This is a genomic window from Flavobacterium sp. MMS24-S5 (assembly GCF_050320125.1).
GTDB lineage: Bacteria > Bacteroidota > Bacteroidia > Flavobacteriales > Flavobacteriaceae > Flavobacterium > Flavobacterium tyrosinilyticum.
In genome coordinates this window covers 4873407-4893675 of record NZ_CP190016.1, presented here as the reverse complement: position 1 = coordinate 4893675, position 20269 = coordinate 4873407, and the positions used below count along the sequence as shown (strand labels likewise).

The following is a 20269-nucleotide window of genomic DNA, read 5'->3' as shown; positions in this document are numbered from 1 at the left end:
GCCACTGATTACACGAATTTTCGCAAATTATTTTTTTGTTGTAGATTTAAAATCAAAATGAACTTTTTAGTGTACATCTAAAATTATTTTCTCTTTTAACAACAAAAATTAGTGTCAATTCGTGGCAACATTTTTTATAATGTAATCGTTGTATGCGGAATATCTGAATTTTGGAGCATTTTGTGATGCCCAATCTTGATTTTCTGCACACCTCTTGATAAACTATTGAAACAGTTATCCAATTTCGGAATCATTCCGGAATGGATTACTTTTTCTTCTTTTAACTTATTATATAATGTTTCGTTGATTTCAGTAATTACAGACGAATCATCTTCTGAATCTTGTAAAACACCTTGTTTTTCAAAACAATAGGTCAACGTAACATCAAAAACTTCAGATAATGCAATTGATAATTCGCTTGCAATAGTATCGGCATTTGTGTTTAATAATTGTCCGTTTTTGTCGTGTGTAATCGCACAGAAAACAGGAACAACTCCAGCTTCTAATAAAGTTGCCAGTAATTTTGTATTCACTTGTTTTACATCGCCTACAAATCCGTAATCGATTGTTGGATGATTTCTTTTTACCGATTGAATTAAATTTCCGTCAGCACCTGAAAAACCAATTGCGTTATTGTCTTTTGCCTGCAATTGCGCCACAATATGTTTATTGATTTGTCCAGCGTAAATCATGACCACAACGTCCAGCATTGGAGCATCTGTAATTCGGCGTCCGTCAATCATCTGCGGAACTAAACCAATACTCTGCGCCATTTTTGTAGCCGATTTTCCACCGCCGTGAACTAAAACTTTATAGCCTTCAATTTTAGAAAAATCAGTTAAAAATTGTTCTAATTCTACTGGATTATCAATGATGTTTCCACCTATTTTTATTACGTTAACTTTCATAAGATTCTAAGGTTCTGAGATTCTAAGATACTAAGTTTTTTTTCCGCGCAAAGTTTCTTAGCATCTTAGTAGCTTAGAATCTTAGCAACTTTAAAAAAATTACAATTTCTTCAAAATCTTCTGTAAAACTAATTGCGCTGAGTACGTTCTGTTATTCGCTTGTTCGATTACGATTGAATTTTCTCCGTCTAGAACTTCATCACTTACAATTACATTACGACGAACTGGAAGACAGTGCATAAATTTTCCGTTGTTGGTTAGAGCCATTTTTTCCGCTGTAACGGTCAATTTGGATCCCTGTTGGTTACTTTTCCGTAATCGTTAAAATTACTCCAGTTTTTTACGTAAACGAAATCGGCATTTTCAAACGCTTTATTTTGATCGTATTCGATTTTACAGTCTTTTGTAATTTCTGGACTTAACTCGTAACCTTCTGGATGTGTGATTACAAAATCCATCTCTTTTTGCATCTGCATCATTTCTACAAAAGAATTTGCAACCGCCTGAGGCAACGCTTTTGGATGCGGAGCCCAAGAAAGAACTACCTTTGGTTTTTCTTTGTGTCTAGGTTTGAATTCTTCCATTGTAATCGCATCTGCTAATGACTGCAAAGGATGACGAATAGCACTTTCCATGTTTACAATTGGCACAGTAGCATATTTCAAGAATCCTGAAATTACAGTTTCTTGATAATCTTTTTCTTTATCAACCAAACCTGCAAAAGCACGAATTGCGATAATATCACAATATTGAGAAACTACTTCTGCAGCTTCTTTGATGTGTTCTGATGCACCAGAATTCATTACAGCTCCATCTTCGAATTCTAATGTCCATCCTTCGTTGGTAAAGTTCATTACCATAACATTCATTCCTAAATTTAAAGCCGCTTTTTGAGTACTCAAACGCGTTCTTAAACTTGGATTGAAGAATAACATTCCAAGAGTTTTATTCTTTCCTAAACTTTGATTTTTAAGCGGATTCTTTTTGATTTTTATCGCTTGTTTTACCCATTTTGATAATGAGTTGATGTCTTTTATTGAGATATAGTTCATTTGTTTTCTTTTGTTTTTATTTTTTTATATGCAATTCCTAAAATTAGACGCGGATTATACTGATTCGCTATCGCGAAGACGCGGATTGAGACGGATTTTTTATATTCTTACTTTTTTGCTATTCTCAAAAATTTTTCTTCGAAATTCTGGTTTTGTTCCAAAATTTAGAAGTAAACCTACTTCGCAATTAGTACCTCTTAAATAGTTTAAAATTTGGTTTTCAAATTCCATTACGATACAATCTGCTGCTTTTAATTCTAAAATAATTAAATCTTCCACTACCAAATCTGCATAATATTCGCCTACTTTTATTCCTTTATAATAAACGATGATTTTCTTCTGTGCTTCAACGTTAAGCCCTTTATTCTTTAATTCTAAATACAACGAATTTTGATAAACTCTTTCTAAAAATCCATATCCTAACTCATTATAAACTTCATAAAAAGTTTTGATAATTACTTCGGTTAACTCTTGATGCAATAATTTCATAAAAAACAAATTTGAATGAAATATACTACATAAAATTTAAAACCAAATATAAAATCCGTTTTAATCCGCGTCTTCGCGATAGCGAATCCGTTTCATCCGTGTTCTATCTACACAATCTTGGTAAACGGAATTTCGTCTTTTAATGCCTTTAAAATAAAATTATCGTTTAATCCATTGACAATCCAAGTTTCGATATTCGCTGCTTTTGAAATTGCAGCCGCTTCTATTTTGGACTGCATTCCTCCTGTTCCGTGTGATGATTTTGATTCGCCGATTTCCTTTTCTAAGGTCTTTAAATCATTTACCAATTTGATTGTTTCTGGATTTTCATCGTGAATAGAATCTTTCGTGTAAATTCCATTTGTATTGGTGGCAATAATCAGAATATCAACATTTAACAGCACTGCCGTTAAAGCGGCTAATTTGTCGTTATCTCCAAACCTAATCTCATCTGTTGCAACAGTATCATTCTCATTAATAATCGGAATGTAATTGTTTTTAACTAATACATTAATGGTATTGACAATATTCTTTTTGGTCTGCTCTTTTTCGAAATCAGAATAAGAAAGTAAACACTGCGATGTATTTAAACCTAAATCCTTGAAATTTTCATTGTAAATCCGCATTAAATGAGGCTGTCCAATTGAAGCTAAAGCCTGTTTTACAAAAACATCCTTGTCTTGATTATCCAGCTTTACAAATTGCTTTGCCGCCGCAATTGCTCCTGAACTCACTATGATAAATTCATATTCGTCGTTTAAAGCTGCAATCTGTATTCCAAGGTCTTCAATTTTTCCCCGCGAAATATGATTGGTTTCTTTGGTTAAAGTATTACTTCCTATTTTTAATAAAATCCGTTTCTTACCCATTGTTGTTGTTTTGCTGCGATTTTTTAACCGCAAAGTGCGCAAGGTTTTTTTATTGTGTGTGTTTACAAAACGCTAAGTTCGCAAAGCTTCATCTATAGTTAAATTCCAAAAAATAAATTCCAAATTCCAATAATCTAAAATCAAAAATCGTTAATCATCAATCTAAAATCTGAACTCTAAAATCACCTAATTTGTCCTTCTCCATACACGTACCATTTATTGGTTACAAGATGTTGAAGACCAATTGGACCTCTTTGGTGCAATTTATCGGTACTTATTGCTAATTCGCCACCAAGTCCAAATTGTCCGCCGTCTGTAAAACGGGTTGAGGCATTTTGGTATACTGCTGCAGCATCTATTGCTTCCATAAATTGTTGTGCCGTTTCGTCGTCTCTTGTTATAATTGCTGCAGAATGTCCTCCACAGTATTTATTAATCATATCGATTGCATGATCCTGAGAATCGATGGTTCCAATTACAATTTTATAATCTAAAAACTCTTCGTACCAAATATCTTCGTTTTGCAGTGTTTTCGTGTTTTCGAAATTCTCTAATGATTTATCTACAATAACTTCTACTTTTGCTTCTATTAAAGCCTCAATCAGCATTGCTGTGAAGCCTTCAAAATTAGGAAGTTTCGAATCAATCAAAACTTTATCCAAAGCATTACAAGCTGAAATTTTAGCTGTTTTGGCATTCAAAATCACTTTTAAAGCCAAATCTGTATCTGCTTTTTCATTAACATAAACAAAATTATTGCCGCGTCCGCTTACGATTACGGGACAAGTTGCATGCGCTTTTACAAACTCAATTAGTTTTTCTCCTCCTCTTGGAACAATTAAATCAACTTTTTGAGTTGGTTTTTCTAAAAATGCCTGAGTTTCTGTTCTGTTGTAATTCAGATATTCCACCCATTCTTTTGAAACTCCGTTTTCTTCTAAAGCTTTATGCCATAGGCTTACGATTTTCAAGTTTGATTTTAAAGATTCTTTTCCTCCTTTTAATAAAATCTTATTTCCAGATTTAAAAGCGATTCCTCCCGCTTCTATGGTAACATCAGGACGAGATTCGTAAATAATTAAAATCGTTCCGAAAGCAGCGGTTTTATTCACCACTTTTATTCCATTATCATGAGTAAAATGAAAACGCTCAACACCAACGGGATCTTCTTGAGAAGCTAATTGGTTTAATGATAAAATCATTTCGTCAACTTTTTTATCATCTACTTTTAAGCGTTCTTCCATCGCTAAATCTGAGCCGTCGTAATCGGCAAGATCTTCCTGATTAGTCAAGATTATCTCATTCCGTTCCTGTTCGACCAGCTTTGCCATAGTCCGCAAAACCGCATTGCGTGTTTCAATTGATAATGGTTTCATAATTTCAAGTGGTTGGTTGTTTTTTGGTTGTTTCTTTTTTCAGAAACTTTATTTTAAACCTGACAGGCTTTTAAAACCCGTCAGGTATAACGTAACAAGAATTAGTTCTTTAATTCTTCTAAACTTTCTTTTAAAGCTTTTACAAACGTATCAATATCAGCTTTTTTCACAGTTAAAGGCGGTAAAATTCTTAATAGATTTTTATTGTTGGCGCTTCCTGTAAAAATGTGTTTTTCGATAATCAATTTCTTTCTTAAAGCTGCAACATCAAAATCAAACTCAACTCCAAGCATTAATCCTTTTCCTTTTACTTGTTTGATTCCGTCAACTTCTTTTATTTTTTCTAAGAAGTATTCATAAACTTCGTTTACATTTTTCTGTAAATCTAGTTTTTCAATTACATCTAAAACCGCAATTCCCGCTGCACAAGACAAGTGGCTTCCGCCGAAAGTAGTTCCTAATAATCCGAAACTTGCTTCAAATTTTGGAGAAATTAAGATGGCTCCAACAGGAAAACCGTTCCCCATTCCTTTTGCAACCGAAATAATATCAGCATTGATTCCGTGATGCTGGAAAGCGAAGAATTTCCCGCTTCTTCCGTATCCTGATTGTACTTCGTCTAAAATTAAAACAACATCGTGTTTTTTACAAGCTTTTTCTAAAGCCTGGAAAAACTCAGTTGTTCCTTGATCTAAACCACCAACTCCTTGAATTCCTTCAATAATTACAGCAGTAACATCTCCTTTAGCTAATTCAGCTTCAACTAATTCGATTTGGTTTAGTGGTAAAAAAGTAACCACTTGTTGTGCGTTAATTGGTGCAACAATTTTTTTGTTATCAGTAACTGCAACTGCTGCAGAAGTTCTTCCATGAAAAGAATTATCAAAAGCTACAACTCTTGATTTTCCATTGTGGAAAGAAGCTAGTTTCAAAGCATTTTCATTGGCTTCAGCACCAGAACTGCATAAAAACAATTCGTAATCTTCTAAACCAGAAAGCTTTCCTAATTTCTGAGCCAATTCTACCTGCAAAGGATTCTGAATAGCATTCGAATAAAATCCTAAATGATCTAATTGATTTTTAAGTTTTGCTACATAATCCGGTTGTGTGTGTCCGATCGAAATCACACCATGTCCGCTATATAAATCTAAATATTCTACTCCTTTGTCGTCAATAATTGTACAATCTACTGCTTTTACTGGAGTTATGTCGTATAATGGGTAAACGTTGAATAAGTTCATGTGTTTTTTTGTTTATTTTGTTTCAGGTTTCATGTTTCAAGTTACTCACTGAACGTGAAAACTAAAACTTCAAACCTTAAAACTAGTTATGTTTCTTCGTATCCATTTCGAGTCACGCACAGAACGTGAAACCTGAAACTTGAAACTTGAAATTAAAAAATTAAAATCCGCTTGGTTTCAAATGTAAACCTGTGGTTTCTTCTAATCCGAACATTAAATTCATGTTTTGAATTGCTTGTCCTGAAGCACCTTTGGTTAAGTTATCGATAATTGATGTTATGAGAACCCGGTTTCCTTTTTTCAATAAACTAATAATACATTTATTCGTCTGCACCACTTGTTTCATGTTGATGTTGGTTGTGGTAACGGTTACAAAAGGCTCATTTTTATAAAACTCTTCGTATTTGGCAACCAATTGCTCCAAACTATCATCACATAATGTATATAAAGTTGCAAAAATTCCTCTTGGGAAATCTCCTCTGTTTGGAATAAAAAGCAATTCGCTGTCAAAATCGTCTTGCAACTGAACTAAGCTTTCTCCGATTTCTCCCAAATGCTGGTGTTCAAAAGCTTTATAATGTGACATATTATTGTTTCTCCAACTGAAATGAGAAGTTTCTGAAAGACTTACTCCCGCTCCTGTACTTCCCGTTGTAGCATTAATATGAATATCATTATTCAGCAAATTATGTTTTGCTAAAGGTAATAATGCCAATTGAATAGCAGTTGCAAAACAACCTGGATTTGCAATATAATTTGCTTTTTTGATTTCGGCTTTATTGATTTCAGGCAATCCGTAAACAAAATCTTTTCCTTCAAAATGAGCGTCTTTATTCAATCTGAAATCATTTCCTAAATCGATGATTTTCGTATGGCTTGCAAACTGATTTTCTTTCAAAAATGAAATCGATTTTCCGTGACCTAAACACAAGAAAACAACATTCACATTTGGATTTATTTCAGCTGTGAAATTCATTTCGATATCACCCATCAAATCTTGGTGCGCCACAGAAAGCGGCTTTCCCGCATTTGTTGTACTGTAAACAAAATCGATGTTTGCTTTGGGGTGATACATTAAAATTCTGATGAGTTCTCCAGCCGTGTAGCCCGAACCACCAATAATTCCGACATTAATCATGATCTAATTTGTTTACAGATGAGAAAATATTTTGTGCATTTCCTAAAATCTTAATAAATCCTTTTGCATCGTCAGATGTCCAAGCATTGTTCATTTCTCCGTATTGACCGAAACCTGTATTCATTAAATCATTTTCAGATTCGATTCCATCAAGTGAGAAATGGTATGGTTTTAAAGAAACTGTTACCGTTCCGTTTACTGTTTTTTGTGTGTCTTGCAAGAAAGTTTCAATGTTTCTCATAACTGGATCTAAGAATTGACCTTCGTGAAATAACATTCCGTACCAGTTTCCTAATTGTTCTTTCCAGTATTGCTGCCATTTTCCAAGAGTATGTTTCTCTAATAAATGGTGTGCTTTGATGATAATTAACGGAGCTGCAGCTTCAAAACCAACTCTTCCTTTAATTCCAATAATCGTATCTCCAACGTGAATATCTCTACCAATTGCATAAGCACTTGCCAGTTTTTCAAGAGCTACAATATTATTTGATGGTTTATCCGTTTTTCCATTTAAACCAACTAATTCTCCTTGTTCAAAATGAAGCGTTACTTTTTCTTCACCTTCTTTTTGCAATTGAGAAGGGTACGCTTCACTTGGCAACGGTTGGCTTGAAGTTAGAGTTTCTTTCCCTCCAACACTTGTCCCCCAAAGTCCTTTATTGATAGAATATTGAGCTTTTTCCCAAGAATAGTGAACTCCGTTTTGAGCCAAATAATCAACTTCTTCTTGTCTTGACAATTTTAAATCTCTAATCGGCGTAATGATTTCGATTTCTGGAGCAATAGTCTGGAAAATCAAATCAAAACGAATTTGGTCGTTTCCTGCACCAGTACTTCCGTGAGCTATAGCAGTTGCTCCTACTTTTTTCGCATATTTTATAGCTTCAATTGCCTGAAAAACACGCTCAGCACTTACTGATAATGGGTATGTATTGTTCTTTAATACATTTCCAAAAATCAAGTATTTTATAGCTTTATCGTAATATTTATCTAAAATTGTTAAGTTGGCGTGCTGTGCACTTCCTAACTCGTAAGCTCTTTTTTCTATAGCTGATAATTCTTCTGCACTAAATCCTCCTGTATCAACAAGAACGGTATGAACCTCATAACCTTTTTCATTTTTTAAATATTTCAAACAATACGAGGTATCTAATCCTCCGCTATAAGCTAATACTACTTTTTTCATTTTTTATAATTTAGGCTAATACTTTCGTATATAGCAGTTTGAGATTTCTTTTTAATTAAATTTTGAATAAAAAAACAAATGACAATAATTTGTTTAAGAATAAAGCCTGTTTTATTTTTTTAAGTCTGCTTAAAACAGCCTCGTTAAAAGGATGTCTCGGTGGTGTTTTTTGTTTTTCTTTTGGATTGTACAACATTCCAGTACAAAGACACATTTTGTTTTCTTTGCTTTGTAAAATTGGGAAGTTAGTACAGGTTTTACAGCCCGCCCAGAAACTTGGATTGGTTGTCAATTCTGAGAAAGGAACTGGTTTATAGCCTAATTCAGAGTTAATTTTCATAACAGCTAAACCTGTAGTAATTCCAAATATCTTAGCATCTGGAAATCTTTTCAAAGAATAATCAAAAACTTTGGATTTTATTTTTTTTGCCAAACCATGACTTCTATAATCTGGATGTACAATTAATCCTGAATGAGCGACAAATTTTCCGTGCTGCCAGCTTTCTATATAGCAAAAACCTGCAAATTTTCCGTCTGCCAAAGCAATCATCGCATCACCATTTGCCATTTTTTTCTGAATGTACTCAGGAGTCCTTTTAGCAATCCCCGTACCTCTTAATAAGGCAGACGATTCTATCGTATCGCAGATTTCCTGCGCATACTTAAAGTGTTCTTCTTGAGTTACAACAATAGAGATCTTCATTTCAATTATTGAAGTTAGAGTTAAAAATTAAAGCATATTGATTCGCTTGAAATCCAGAATTGAATCCAATAAAATTAAGCACAAAAGAAGTAAACACCTCAAAACCAAAACATTGATTAAGAAAATTTACAAAATAATAAATACTTTTAGGATGCGTTTGTCCAATGGACAAATTATGTGATTTCAAAATGAAAAATGGATATGAATAAATATACGGCTATAAAACTCAGTGAACACTATAGAGATAGTGTCCGTACTTCGGGAGAAGTAATCGGTGAGTTTGTCCGTGACAAAGAAGTTATATGTAAACTTATTTTATTCATCGGTGCAAAAGTACATTATTTTTTTATTTACAAAACAAAAAATTAAAATTCTAACATTTTTTTTAGGTTTTGTTAATATATGCAAAAACAAAAACCCGATAATTATCTCTAACTATCGGGTTTTAAATAGGTTATATCTTTATAATTTTTACTTCTTAGTAAACTGCATTATTTGTCCGTTATCTAAAATTGTCATGTCAAACGCATTTTTAGCTTCATTAAATTTAAATTTTAATCCCGCTCTTTTCGATTCAAATGTGTCTTTTTCGCCTGCTACAGGCTCTAATGTAAACTTAGGATAATTTGGAAGTTCGGCAACTAAAGCACTATTTTTTTCTGTCAGTTCAATAGTTAAAGGAGATTTTGCTGTAGCATATTTACCTAAATATCCATCTAAAATAATATCTTTTTCCAATTTACCTTTTGCTGCTGTCCAAACATTATTTGAGTCGTTATTGTCTGGAAAAACATGATCAGGATCTAGCGTAATGCTTTCTATTTCTTCTGTAGAATTATGTTTGAAAGACCAGCTGTTATTACGTTGCCATACTTCTACCGGAAGATTAACTCTAGTTACTTTTCCGCTTTTTGTTTTCACATCTAAAACAATTGGCATTGGCATTTTATCAAAATTTTCAACTGTGATTATGGCACCTTTAGCAGGATCGTTTTTTACATATTTTACAGAATTAACACCTTGATCAAAACGCCAATTGTTTACATACCAGCTTCTCCAGAACCAGCTTAGATCTTCACCGGCAACATTTTCCATAGATCTAAAGAAATCATCTGGTTGTGGATGTTTATATGCCCAACGCTGAATATAGGTTCTAAAAGCAGTATCAAAACGCTCTTTTCCTAAAATCTGTTCTCTTAAAATTACTAAACCTGCACTTGGTTTAAAGTAGCATAACATACCAATATTAGCTTCCTTCATATTATCAGGAGAACTCATAATTGTTTCTAAATTGGGTCTAGTAAACGGTTCTGCTTGTTCGTGCAAATCTGTTGGCTGTTCTTTGTACTCTCCATTATTAAATGCAGCAGTGCTTAACGAGTTAATAAAAGTGTTAAATCCTTCATCCATCCAAGCAAATAATCTTTCATTAGAACCAACAATCATTGGGAACCAAATATGTCCGAATTCATGATCTGTAACTCCCCATAAATCTGCTCCTTTAGATTTCCATCCGCAGAAAACAATTCCAGGATATTCCATTCCTCCTTCATTACCTGCAACGTTTGTAGCTGCTGGATAAGGATATTCGAACCATTGTTTAGAATAATGTTCAATTGAAGCTTTCACATATTCTGTAGAACGTCCATAAGCACCTTGCCCATCACTTTCAACTGGATAAGCAGACAATGCTAATGATTTTTTACCGCTTGGAAGGTTAATTTTAGCTCCGTCTAAGATAAAAGCCGGAGAAGATGCCCAAGAAAAATCACGTGCATTTTTGATTTTATAATGCCATGTTTTTTCAGTTCCTGAGTTGCTATTTGCCGTTGCGTTAACTTCATCGGCAGTACGAATCATAACTGTTTTGTCGCTGTTTGAAGCGTCTTTATATCTTTTTAATTGCTCAGCAGAAAATACTTCCTGACCGTTTAGCAATTCTCCTGAAGCTACAACATAGTGATTTCCTGGAACTGTAAGTTTCACATCAAAATCTCCATATTCTAAGTAAAACTCAGACGCACCTAAATAAGGAGCTGTATTCCATCCTCTAACATCATCATACACACACATACGTGGGTACCACTGTGCAATCGTGAAAATTTTTCCATTTTTTGTTTCCAAAACTCCCATTCTATCAGAGCCCTCGAAAGGCGCGATGAAAGAAAATTCGATTTTAACTTTTACAGAGCCTCCTTTTGCAGCTAATTCTTGTGGAAGGAAAATCTGCATTCTTGTGTCTGTAACTATATATTTGGCAACTGTTTCTGTTTTAGTTTTTCCACCAGTAATTACTTTTACAGATTTAATTTTATTTCCACCATCAAAAACTTGTCCTTGGGCTCCGTTACGGCTTCCTGTCAAAGGCACTATAGCGTTTCCTCTAGAATCTTCTTTAAATAAATTCTGATCTAAATTCAGCCAAAGAAATGATAATTTATTAGGGCTATTATTCGTATAAGTAATTTCATCTGTCCCTACAATCTCATTTGTAGTTCCGTTTAATTTTGCCGTAATCTGATAATCGGCTCTATTCTGCCAATACTCAACTCCTGGCTCACCACTAGCTGCGCGGGTTGATGTAGCATTTTTGGTGTAAAAATGAGGTTCCAAAGGCATCATGATAATTGTAATTGTTTACCGGATTTGCTGCTGTCGCTGACGGGGTTTGCTGCGCCCATACTGAAGAAATCCCAAAAAATAAAGCCGCGGTTAAAATGGCTTTTGCAGATTGCTTTTTCATATTTTTTAGCTGTTTATGTAGCAAATTAATGAAAAAAAAAGCTATTTACAGAGAAACTTTAAAACATAAATTCAATTTTAGCAAAATTTTATCAATAAAATAATTTAAGCCTTTTTCTTAAAAAACTAAATTTTATAAAATATATTTACATCTCTATAAAAAATATTCATTTTATATTCAACATTGTGACTACAACTATTTCAAATTCAATATTAAAAGCTTCCATTAAACATGCTGGAGCTGAATTATTTTCATTAAAAGACAATCAAGAAAACGAATATATCTGGGAAGGCAATCCAGATTTTTGGGGCAAACATTCTCCTGTACTTTTTCCAATTGTAGGAACTTTAAAAAATAACACCTACACAATCAATGAAAAAGAATACCATCTGCCACGCCATGGTTTTGCTCGTGACATGGACTTTGAATTGATTGAAAAAACGGAAAATAAAGCCGTTTTCTCTCTTCAATCTTCTGAAGAAACATTGCAGAAGTATCCTTTTAAATTTGAATTGCAGCTTATTTATACGCTTAATGAAAACGCATTGGAGCTTGAATACAAAGTCATTAATAAAGGAAAAGAAAAAATGCCTTTTTCTATTGGAGCGCACCCAGCAATTGCTCTTCCTGATCATTTTGAAAATTATGCCCTTCAATTTGAAAAAGAGGAAAGTTTAAAATATTACCTTCTTGAAAACGATTTGATTTCGTCTAAAACTAAAATTTTAGATACCAAAAACAATTTAGTCCCTTTAAATTATGAACTATTTAGTAACGATGCTCTAATCTTTAAAACATTAGAATCAAAATCTTTAACTATTTTAAACAATTCAAAACCTTATATAAAAGTTGATTATAAAGATTTTCCAAGTTTAGGAATCTGGACAAAAGAAGACGCACCTTTTATTTGTATTGAACCATGGCTTGGATATTCTGACACTGATGAAAACACAGGTGATTTATACCAAAAAGAAGGAATTTTGACATTGGAAGCCAACAAAGATTTCAGTGCAAAATTTAGTATAACAACATTATAATAAAGAAAATGTTAGATTTTAACTTTACTCCATTTCCTGTAATAGAAACAGAACGCATAATTCTAGACCGCCTTAACAACAAAGACGTACAGGAAGTTTTTGAACTACGTTCTAATCCTGAAATCATGAAATTTATTCCAAGACCTTTAACAAAAAATCATGAAGACGCTTTGGAACACATCAAAATAATCAATGATAAAATTGACGATAACACTGGAATAAATTGGAGTATCAGACTAAAAGGCAACCCTAAGTTGCTTGGAATTATTGGTTTTTACAGATTGCAACCTGAAAATTACCGAGCAGAAATAGGTTATATGCTTTCAGCTGATTATCATGGAAAAGGAATTATTCCAGAGGCTGTAAACCGACTAATTAAATTTGGTTTTGAAGATTTAAAACTTCACTCGATAGAAGCTGTAATTGATCCAGGAAATCATGCCTCAGAAAAAGTATTACAAAAATGTGGATTTGTTAAAGAAGCGCATTTAAAAGAATCAGAATTTTGGGAAGGAAAATTTCTTGATAAGGTAATTTATTCATTATTAGAAAAGTAGATTTTTATTCTTGTTAAAATAATCTTATAGGCAATTGTTCTCTAGCATTATACGTTATATTTGCGCTCGAAATCAGCAAAAAAAGCTGTTTTTGAATCCAAAACATTTTTATGAAAAAAATACCTGCCCTACTTGTTCTTTTATTTTGTATGCAATTACAAAGTCAGACATTTGTAAAATTTAACGGAGCAACTGCTTTGTTTTTAGTTCCTAATATTGGAATAGAAACTAGCATTGGAGAGAAAACCACATTTAGTGCCGATGTAATGGCTTCTTTCTGGGAATCGTTTAACGGACACAATCCAATGAAATTTATTACTATTACTCCAGAAGTACGTTACCATTTTAAAGAAAAATATAACGGTTTTTATGTAGGAGGACATATTGGAGCCGATAAATACGAATTGCAAAAATGGAATTATTGGGACAGTAACCGTTATGAAGATGGTTTTGGATATAGACTTGGTGCTACTGTGGGTTATAACCTAAAACTAAGTGATAAGTTTTTACTTGACTTTTTTGTAGGCGGTGGATGGCATCAAGGTTTTTATAAAGGATATTATAATGATGGAACTCCAGGAAGATATGAAAAAGCCCCGAATTATAATAAAAGTGGTGAATGGCTTCCGTACCGTGGAGGAGTTATGATCTCTTATAAACTATAAGAATCAGCTGAGCTTAGGAAGCGTTTTTACATAAAGCTCTTCTACTTTTTTACGAGCCCAATCTGTTTTTCTCAAGAATGTAAGACTCGATTTTACACTCGGATTTGAAGTAAAGCATTTTACTGGAATTAATTCTCCTAAAGTATCAAATCCATAATGATTGACTAAAGTTTCGACAATTTTTTGAAGCGTGATTCCGTGAAGGGGATCTTTAGATTGATTTTGCATTTTATACTTTTTAGATAATAAATCAAAAAGACCGTACTAGGAAAAGTACGGTCTTTTCTTTTTGCAAAATTACTAAAATAGAATTTTACGATAATCAAATAAAGAATAAATTAGAATACGAATTTAAATCCGACAGAAACAGGAGAGGTCAAATTTGGGTTACTTCCTGCTAATGCTGTATTGTAAAACGGATCTATATTTGCAACATGTGCTAAACCAAAATTGGTAACTGTAGTTTTGTCTCCAGTTTTAGGATCAAGTGTTGTTGATGTAAAGTTGGCCAAATCATAAGAAAACTCCACAGAGAAATTTTTGGTTACGAAATAATCAAATCCACCTGATAAAGACAATCCAACTTGATTTACTTTTAACTCACTTTCTTTTTCTTTACCAGTAATAATAGGTACTGCCAATTGTCCGAAGAAATAAAGTGAACCAGCAACATTCCAGTATTTTCTAACTAAAGGCTGCGCGACAAATAGATTTGTTTTTGCTGCAGTTCCAGCATCAGAATCTGCTTTAATGTTGATAAAACCAACTCCTGCACCTACCGCAACAGATGGTGTTACAAATGTTCCAACAATTGGCAGCACAGATAATGTCGTATTTTTTTCATCTGCCGTTTTCGTTTGTTGATAACCGAATTGAGAGGTTGCAAACCATGCTCCTTTTAGTCCTTGAGTTGAATCCTGGGCTTTAGCGGTTAAACCCATAATTACAACGCCGACTAGCGTTACAATTTTTTTCATTATTAAATTTGTTTTAGAAATTATGAGACAAACTTAAAAGGAAGCGTTTTTGTCCTAGATGATTAAAATCATAGATTAAAAAAAAACTTTAATTATCTTAGCCCTCATGAAATTTTTCAATTTTGTCTTACATTTGCAGCTATGATAAAATCAGTCAATATATTAAACAAAAGAGCCCGATTCGATTATGAAATAATCGATACGTACACTGCTGGAATTGTTTTGGCAGGAACAGAAATTAAATCTATACGTTTAGGGAAAGCAAACATTACCGAAAGTTTTTGTGAATTCAGTGGTATGGAACTTTTTGCCATTAATACTTATATTGAAGAATATTCTTTTGGAAATCAATTCAATCATAAATCTAGAAGTGAGCGAAAATTACTTTTAAACAAAAAGGAGTTAAAAACGCTACATAAAAGTGTTCAGGCAAAAGGACTTACTATTATCCCTTTGAAATTGTTTACAAATGAAAAAGGTTTAGCCAAGTTACAGATCGGCCTTTGTAAAGGAAAGAAAAACTACGACAAACGTGAATCTCTAAAGGAGCAAGATACCAAACGAGATTTAGACCGCATTAAAAAAGCTTACAACTAGTAAGCTTTTTTATTTTTATACAAAACACTTATAATTAACATTTTATAGTTATTTTTACTTATAACCAATTTAACTGTAAAATATGAAAAAGTACTTAGTTTTGTTTTTCGCTATTGCAGCGTTTTCAAGTTGTGGCAGTAATACTTCTATTGTAAACAGCTGGAGAGATCCTGATGTAACGATTGCTCAGGAACAATTTAAAAAAGTTTTGGTTGTCGCTTTGGTCAAAGATGAAGCTTCGAGACGAATTACAGAAAACAGAATTGCGGCAAGCAATCCAGTATTTAAAACGTCGTATCAATACTTAAATGCAACTTCACAATTATCACAAGAACAAAAACTAAAGGTTTTACAAGACGAAAATTTTGACGGAGTAATCAGTATGCGATTAGTCAGCAAAGAAAAAGAAGTTAATTATGTTCCTGGCACTTATACAGGAATGTACTATGGCGGTTTTGACGGAATGTATACAGGAATGTACGGTTATGGATTTGGAAACTGGTACGGAATGTATTCTCCAAATTTTTACGATCCAGGATATTACCAAGAAACTACATCTTACATGGTAGAAACCAATGTATTTTCGCTAAAACAAAACAAATTAATCTGGACAGGAACTACAGAATCGCAATATGTTACCGATTTAGGACAAACCGTTGATGCAATAATGCAAGCTGTTGTAAAAGAAATGAGAAAGGACGGATTGCTTCCTCCAAAATAAAATGTCGAAGCAGTATTTTTATGAAATACTGCTTTTCTTTCACTTAAAAAATTGACTAATTTTGTCAAGACTAAATATTTCATAAAATGAAATCACTTTTAAAAAACGCTAGAGAACAGAAAGGTTTAAAAACTCGTGAGTTAGCTCAGCTTGCTGATATCGATCAAGCTTTGATCAGCAAATTTGAATCTGGAACTCGAAGACCAACGAAAGAGCAAGTAACCAAATTATCTCAACTTTTAGAGATTGATTATGAAACTTTAATGGTTGCTTGGCTTAAAGAGAAAATTCTTTATGAAATTGGGGATGATGATCTTGCTTTAAAGGCGCTAAAAGTTGCCGAAGACGAAATCAAATACAATAAAACGGTTTCGAATCTTAAGTTATCTACTTCGTTAGAGAAAATCCTAAAAGAGATTGATGCTTTAAAAGAAAAATTAGATTCTTATCGCCAGTACGACAGCTTTAAGATCAAACAAGCTCTCGAATTAGAATATACTTTTGAAAGTAATAGGATTGAGGGAAACACAATGACTCTTCGTGAAACAGATATGGTTATCAATGAAGGCTTGACAATTTCTGGCAAAAGCATGCGCGAACATCTTGAAGCCATTAATCATCAGGAAGCTATTGGTTTTATAAAAGAGTTAATGAGTAAAAACAATTCATTAAACGAACGCGATCTTTTATCAATTCACAACTTAATCTTAAGAGGAATAATTCCAGAAGATGCTGGACGTTATAGAAAAGTTCAGGTCATGATTCAAGGAAGCAGTCACATGCCTCCTCAATCTTTAATGATTCCACAAGAAATGGAAGAATATTTTAATTGGTATGAAATCAATAAAAATAAATTACACCCTATTATTCTTGCTGCTGAAATGCATGAAAGATTAGTTACAATTCATCCATTTATTGATGGAAACGGAAGAACTTCAAGATTAATTATGAATTTAATACTCATGCAAAAAGGTTATCCTATTGCTAACATTAAAGGTGATTATGAAACTCGAATGCAATATTATCAGTCCTTAGAAATTGCTCAAACCAAAAAAGACAAAGAAGATTTTTTTCTGTTTATAGCTCAAAAAGAAAAAGAAAGCCTGGAAAGATATATTTCAATTCTTACACAATAAAAAAGCCCAGCTAAAACTGGGCTTCGTATTAATTTTTATCTTCTAATAAAGGAACAAATCTAAACTCTCCAAACTCATGTTTTTCAAATTGAGTTTCATTCTTTCTGATTAATAAAGTCATAATCTGAACATCTTCTCCTAACGGAATAACAAGCCTTCCTCCTATTTTCAACTGAGCCATTAAAGGCTGCGGAATAAAAGGCGCACCTGCTGTAACTATAATACTATCAAACGGAGCAAAATTGGGCAATCCTTTATAACCATCTCCAAAAGAAACATGCTTTGGACGAATGTTTAACTTTGGAAATAAATTGGAAGTTGTTTTAAACAATTCACTTTGTCTTTCAACGGTAAATACTTTAGCGCCTAGCATAAATAAAACGGCAGTCTGATAACCAGAACCAGTTCCTATTTCCAAAACTTTATGATCTTTCTTAACTTCAAGCAATTGCGACTGAAAAGCCACCGTATAAGGCTGAGAAATCGTTTGCCCCGCGCCAATAGGAAATGCCTTGTCTTGATAAGCGAAATCTTCAAAACTTGAATTTAAAAAAAGGTGTCTTGGGATTTTTTTAATGGCATCCAAAACCGCTCTATCAGTAATTCCTTTTTGTTCTAAAGTCGTTACTAATTGATTGCGAAGTCCTTGATGTTTGGCAGTGTCTTTCAAAATGGGTAGGTTTTATTTTCGCAAAAATAAGAAACAAAACAGGATTTCAAATATTGATTTTTAAATATTAAATTAATAAAGCTAAAAGTTGAAATGTGAATTGCGAAATATAGACCGTAAAACGTAAAACATCGACCGTTAAATATCGAAAGCCATAACTCACATTTACATTTCACATTTCACAATTCGGTAAATTCATTTTCACGTTAAACAAATAAATTATATTTTTGTTTAAAATACATTCTCATGTTAAAAGTAGGAGTTTTAGGTGCTGGTCATCTTGGTAAAATACATTTACGCTTATTACAACAATCTGACAAATACGAATTAGTTGGATTTTACGACGAAAATCAAGAAAATGCCGAAAGAATCTCTAAAGAGTTTGGCTATAAAAACTTCAGCACAATTGCAAAACTTATTCACGCTGTCGACGTGATTGACATTGTAACTCCAACACTTTCACACTATAAATGTGCAAAAGTTGCCATCAAATCAGGAAAACATATCTTTATTGAAAAACCAATCGCTAATACGGTTGAAGAAGCGGAAGAAATTATTGCTTTGGCAAAAGAGTACAATGTAAAAGGGCAAGTTGGTCACGTAGAGCGTTTTAATCCCGCTTTTATCGCTACAAAAAACATGATCGAAAACCCGATGTTTATTGAGACGCATCGTTTGGCCGAATTTAATCCGCGTGGTACAGACGTTCCTGTGGTTTTAGATTTAATGATTCATGATATTGATGCCATTTTAAGTGTAGTAAATTCAAAAGTAAAAGATATTCATGCCAGCGGTGTATCTGTAATTAGCGATACTCCAGATATTGCCAATGCCAGAATTGAATTCGAAAATGGTTGTGTAGCGAACTTAACAGCAAGCAGAATCTCATTAAAAAACATGCGTAAGTCACGTTTCTTCCAAAAAGATGCTTACATTTCTGTTGACTTCTTAGAAAAGAAATGCGAAGTGGTCCGTATGAAAGATGCGCCAGAAGTTCCTGGAGATTTTGACATGATTCTTCAAAACGCCGAAGGTGTAAAAAAACAAATCTATTTCACCAATCCAGATGTCGAGCAAAACAATGCAATTCTGGACGAATTAGAATCTTTTGCAAATGCAATCAATACAGATACTACACCAGTTGTAACACTGGAGCAAGCTACAGATGCTTTGCGCGTGGCTTATCAAATTATTGATTGTTTCGATAAATAAATTAAAGAATTTTAAAAATAAATTAGCCACGAAATTCGCGATCAAGTTGCGAATTCGTGGCTAAATCGTAAAATATAATATACTAAAGGTAATATGAAAACAATAGCTGTAATTGGAGCAGGAACAATGGGTAACGGAATTGCACATACTTTTGCGCAAAGCGGATTTACTGTAAAATTAATCGATGTTTCTGAAAAATCATTAGATAAAGGAATGGCAACCATTGCTGCTAACCTAGATCGTATGCTTTCTAAAGGAACAATTACTCAAGAACATGTTGCTAAAACTATCACCAATATTATTACTTACACAGATATAAAAGACGGTGTTGTTGGTGTAGATTTAGTAGTTGAAGCAGCAACTGAAAACGTTGAATTAAAACTAAATATCTTCAAACAATTAAACGAATATTGCTCGCACAACACCATTTTAGCAACCAATACTTCTTCTATTTCAATTACACAGATTGGAGCTGTTGTAGCACATCCTGAACGTGTTATCGGAATGCACTTTATGAATCCTGTGCCGATTATGAAATTAGTCGAAATCATCCGAGGATACAATACAAGCGATGAAGTAACTAAAATCATCATGACTTTATCTGAAAAATTAGGTAAAGTTCCTGTTGAAGTAAACGATTATCCAGGTTTCGTAGCAAACAGAATCTTAATGCCAATGCTAAACGAAGCAATTGAAACGTTATATAACAAAGTCGCAGGAGTTTACGAAATTGACACCTTAATGAAATTAGGAATGGGGCATCCAATGGGACCACTTCAATTAGCTGATTTCATAGGTCTTGACGTTTGTCTAGCAATCTTAAATGTAATGTACGACGGATTCAAAAATCCAAAATATGCTCCTTGCCCACTTTTAGTTAATATGGTTAGAGCTGGAAAACTTGGAGTTAAATCTGGAGAAGGTTTTTACGATTACAGCGAAAGTAAAAAAGCAGAGAAAATCTCGAAGCAATTTTTGTAAAATCTGATTTG

The 20269-nt window shown here is 33.3% G+C and carries 20 protein-coding genes and 2 pseudogenes; 9 read left to right on the top strand and 13 right to left on the bottom strand.

The window, feature by feature from the left end; translation table 11 throughout:
* Positions 1–134: 134 nt before the first annotated feature.
* The 9 genes and pseudogenes from argB to ACPWTF_RS22515 form a co-directional block, all read right to left on the bottom strand.
* Positions 135–908 carry an acetylglutamate kinase gene (gene argB / locus ACPWTF_RS22555; RefSeq protein ID WP_427873228.1) on the bottom strand — a complete coding sequence of 258 codons (774 nt, stop codon included), beginning with the start codon at positions 906–908 and terminating at the stop codon, positions 135–137.
* A gap of 99 nt (positions 909–1007) precedes the next feature.
* Positions 1008–1960: pseudogene (locus tag ACPWTF_RS22550) on the bottom strand (N-acetylornithine carbamoyltransferase).
* Positions 1961–2059: 99 nt separating this feature from the next.
* Positions 2060–2449, bottom strand: a complete 390-nt coding sequence (locus ACPWTF_RS22545; protein ID WP_427873226.1) for a GxxExxY protein — start codon at positions 2447–2449, stop codon at positions 2060–2062.
* Positions 2450–2556: 107 nt separating this feature from the next.
* Positions 2557–3318, bottom strand: coding sequence for a glutamate 5-kinase (gene proB, locus ACPWTF_RS22540; protein WP_427873224.1), 762 nt, complete (start codon positions 3316–3318; stop codon positions 2557–2559).
* A gap of 182 nt (positions 3319–3500) precedes the next feature.
* The gene (locus ACPWTF_RS22535; RefSeq protein WP_427873223.1) at positions 3501–4694 is read right to left on the bottom strand and encodes a glutamate-5-semialdehyde dehydrogenase; all 1194 of its coding nucleotides are present in this window, start codon (positions 4692–4694) and stop codon (positions 3501–3503) included.
* Between the two features lie 101 nt (positions 4695–4795).
* Positions 4796–5935: an aspartate aminotransferase family protein gene (locus tag ACPWTF_RS22530; RefSeq protein ID WP_427873221.1), complete on the bottom strand. Its 1140-nt coding sequence runs from the start codon at positions 5933–5935 to the stop codon at positions 4796–4798.
* A 160-nt stretch (positions 5936–6095) separates the two neighbouring features.
* Positions 6096–7073 (bottom strand): N-acetyl-gamma-glutamyl-phosphate reductase, encoded by a 978-nt coding sequence (argC, locus tag ACPWTF_RS22525; RefSeq protein ID WP_427873219.1) that lies wholly within the window; start codon positions 7071–7073, stop codon positions 6096–6098.
* Complete coding sequence (locus ACPWTF_RS22520; RefSeq protein ID WP_248726407.1) at positions 7066–8259, bottom strand: argininosuccinate synthase; 1194 nt, start codon at positions 8257–8259, stop codon at positions 7066–7068. Before ACPWTF_RS22520 ends, argC begins: the two co-directional genes overlap by 8 nt.
* A gap of 55 nt (positions 8260–8314) precedes the next feature.
* The gene (locus ACPWTF_RS22515; protein WP_427873217.1) at positions 8315–8962 is read right to left on the bottom strand and encodes a GNAT family N-acetyltransferase; all 648 of its coding nucleotides are present in this window, start codon (positions 8960–8962) and stop codon (positions 8315–8317) included.
* Positions 8963–9163: 201 nt separating this feature from the next.
* Between ACPWTF_RS22515 and ACPWTF_RS22510 the strand changes: the two genes are divergently transcribed.
* Entirely contained in the window at positions 9164–9331 is a 168-nt protein-coding gene (locus tag ACPWTF_RS22510) for a hypothetical protein (protein WP_162615021.1), read from the top strand.
* A gap of 102 nt (positions 9332–9433) precedes the next feature.
* On the opposite strand, the pseudogene ACPWTF_RS22505 reads toward ACPWTF_RS22510, so the two are convergent.
* Positions 9434–11705, bottom strand: a pseudogene (locus ACPWTF_RS22505) (M1 family metallopeptidase).
* A 185-nt stretch (positions 11706–11890) separates the two neighbouring features.
* On the opposite strand from ACPWTF_RS22505, the gene ACPWTF_RS22500 reads away from it, so the two are divergent.
* From ACPWTF_RS22500 to ACPWTF_RS22490, 3 genes are all read left to right on the top strand, one after another.
* Complete coding sequence (locus ACPWTF_RS22500; protein ID WP_427873215.1) at positions 11891–12742, top strand: aldose 1-epimerase family protein; 852 nt, start codon at positions 11891–11893, stop codon at positions 12740–12742.
* 8 nt (positions 12743–12750) lie between these two features.
* Complete coding sequence (locus tag ACPWTF_RS22495; RefSeq protein WP_427873213.1) at positions 12751–13299, top strand: GNAT family N-acetyltransferase; 549 nt, start codon at positions 12751–12753, stop codon at positions 13297–13299.
* A 110-nt stretch (positions 13300–13409) separates the two neighbouring features.
* Positions 13410–13964, top strand: coding sequence for a DUF3575 domain-containing protein (locus ACPWTF_RS22490; protein ID WP_427873212.1), 555 nt, complete (start codon positions 13410–13412; stop codon positions 13962–13964).
* Positions 13965–13967: 3 nt separating this feature from the next.
* Here ACPWTF_RS22490 and ACPWTF_RS22485 read toward each other — a convergent pair whose 3' ends face one another.
* Positions 13968–14192 carry a VF530 family DNA-binding protein gene (locus ACPWTF_RS22485; protein ID WP_427873211.1) on the bottom strand — a complete coding sequence of 75 codons (225 nt, stop codon included), beginning with the start codon at positions 14190–14192 and terminating at the stop codon, positions 13968–13970.
* A 110-nt stretch (positions 14193–14302) separates the two neighbouring features.
* Complete coding sequence (locus tag ACPWTF_RS22480) at positions 14303–14941, bottom strand: hypothetical protein (RefSeq protein ID WP_427873210.1); 639 nt, start codon at positions 14939–14941, stop codon at positions 14303–14305.
* A gap of 141 nt (positions 14942–15082) precedes the next feature.
* On the opposite strand from ACPWTF_RS22480, the gene smpB reads away from it, so the two are divergent.
* The 3 genes from smpB (at position 15083) to ACPWTF_RS22465 (ending at position 17395) form a co-directional block, all read left to right on the top strand.
* Entirely contained in the window at positions 15083–15538 is a 456-nt protein-coding gene (gene smpB, locus ACPWTF_RS22475; RefSeq protein WP_095927676.1) for an SsrA-binding protein SmpB, read from the top strand.
* Positions 15539–15620: 82 nt separating this feature from the next.
* Positions 15621–16259 carry a hypothetical protein gene (locus tag ACPWTF_RS22470; RefSeq protein WP_427873209.1) on the top strand — a complete coding sequence of 213 codons (639 nt, stop codon included), beginning with the start codon at positions 15621–15623 and terminating at the stop codon, positions 16257–16259.
* 86 nt (positions 16260–16345) lie between these two features.
* Positions 16346–17395, top strand: coding sequence for a Fic family protein (locus ACPWTF_RS22465; protein ID WP_427873207.1), 1050 nt, complete (start codon positions 16346–16348; stop codon positions 17393–17395).
* A gap of 28 nt (positions 17396–17423) precedes the next feature.
* Here the strand turns inward: ACPWTF_RS22465 and ACPWTF_RS22460 are convergent, their stop codons facing one another.
* A complete protein-coding gene (locus tag ACPWTF_RS22460; RefSeq protein WP_250835697.1) occupies positions 17424–18065 on the bottom strand; it encodes a protein-L-isoaspartate(D-aspartate) O-methyltransferase in 642 nt (213 codons plus the stop codon).
* Between the two features lie 246 nt (positions 18066–18311).
* Here ACPWTF_RS22460 and ACPWTF_RS22455 point away from each other — a divergent pair, with 246 nt between their 5' ends.
* Together ACPWTF_RS22455 and ACPWTF_RS22450 are read left to right on the top strand one after the other, a co-directional pair.
* Positions 18312–19277 carry a Gfo/Idh/MocA family protein gene (locus tag ACPWTF_RS22455; RefSeq protein ID WP_095927680.1) on the top strand — a complete coding sequence of 322 codons (966 nt, stop codon included), beginning with the start codon at positions 18312–18314 and terminating at the stop codon, positions 19275–19277.
* 93 nt (positions 19278–19370) lie between these two features.
* Entirely contained in the window at positions 19371–20258 is an 888-nt protein-coding gene (locus tag ACPWTF_RS22450; protein WP_427873205.1) for a 3-hydroxyacyl-CoA dehydrogenase family protein, read from the top strand.
* The last annotated feature ends 11 nt before the right edge of the window (positions 20259–20269 follow it).

Bases quoted from the DNA above. Each gene is read 5' to 3' on its own strand.
- argB (WP_427873228.1), bottom strand. From the start codon at position 908: ATGAAAGTTAACGTAATAAAAATAGGTGGAAACATCATTGATAATCCA.
- ACPWTF_RS22535 (WP_427873223.1), bottom strand. From the start codon at position 4,694: ATGAAACCATTATCAATTGAAACACGCAATGCGGTTTTGCGGACTATG.
- proB (WP_427873224.1), bottom strand. From the start codon at position 3,318: ATGGGTAAGAAACGGATTTTATTAAAAATAGGAAGTAATACTTTAACC.
- ACPWTF_RS22490 (WP_427873212.1), top strand. From the start codon at position 13,410: ATGAAAAAAATACCTGCCCTACTTGTTCTTTTATTTTGTATGCAATTA.
- ACPWTF_RS22520 (WP_248726407.1), bottom strand. From the start codon at position 8,259: ATGAAAAAAGTAGTATTAGCTTATAGCGGAGGATTAGATACCTCGTAT.
- ACPWTF_RS22510 (WP_162615021.1), top strand. From the start codon at position 9,164: ATGAATAAATATACGGCTATAAAACTCAGTGAACACTATAGAGATAGT.
- ACPWTF_RS22515 (WP_427873217.1), bottom strand. From the start codon at position 8,962: ATGAAGATCTCTATTGTTGTAACTCAAGAAGAACACTTTAAGTATGCG.
- ACPWTF_RS22530 (WP_427873221.1), bottom strand. From the start codon at position 5,935: ATGAACTTATTCAACGTTTACCCATTATACGACATAACTCCAGTAAAA.
- ACPWTF_RS22455 (WP_095927680.1), top strand. From the start codon at position 18,312: ATGTTAAAAGTAGGAGTTTTAGGTGCTGGTCATCTTGGTAAAATACAT.
- ACPWTF_RS22465 (WP_427873207.1), top strand. From the start codon at position 16,346: ATGAAATCACTTTTAAAAAACGCTAGAGAACAGAAAGGTTTAAAAACT.
- ACPWTF_RS22495 (WP_427873213.1), top strand. From the start codon at position 12,751: ATGTTAGATTTTAACTTTACTCCATTTCCTGTAATAGAAACAGAACGC.
- ACPWTF_RS22485 (WP_427873211.1), bottom strand. From the start codon at position 14,192: ATGCAAAATCAATCTAAAGATCCCCTTCACGGAATCACGCTTCAAAAA.
- argC (WP_427873219.1), bottom strand. From the start codon at position 7,073: ATGATTAATGTCGGAATTATTGGTGGTTCGGGCTACACGGCTGGAGAA.
- smpB (WP_095927676.1), top strand. From the start codon at position 15,083: ATGATAAAATCAGTCAATATATTAAACAAAAGAGCCCGATTCGATTAT.
- ACPWTF_RS22470 (WP_427873209.1), top strand. From the start codon at position 15,621: ATGAAAAAGTACTTAGTTTTGTTTTTCGCTATTGCAGCGTTTTCAAGT.
- ACPWTF_RS22480 (WP_427873210.1), bottom strand. From the start codon at position 14,941: ATGAAAAAAATTGTAACGCTAGTCGGCGTTGTAATTATGGGTTTAACC.
- ACPWTF_RS22450 (WP_427873205.1), top strand. From the start codon at position 19,371: ATGAAAACAATAGCTGTAATTGGAGCAGGAACAATGGGTAACGGAATT.
- ACPWTF_RS22545 (WP_427873226.1), bottom strand. From the start codon at position 2,449: ATGAAATTATTGCATCAAGAGTTAACCGAAGTAATTATCAAAACTTTT.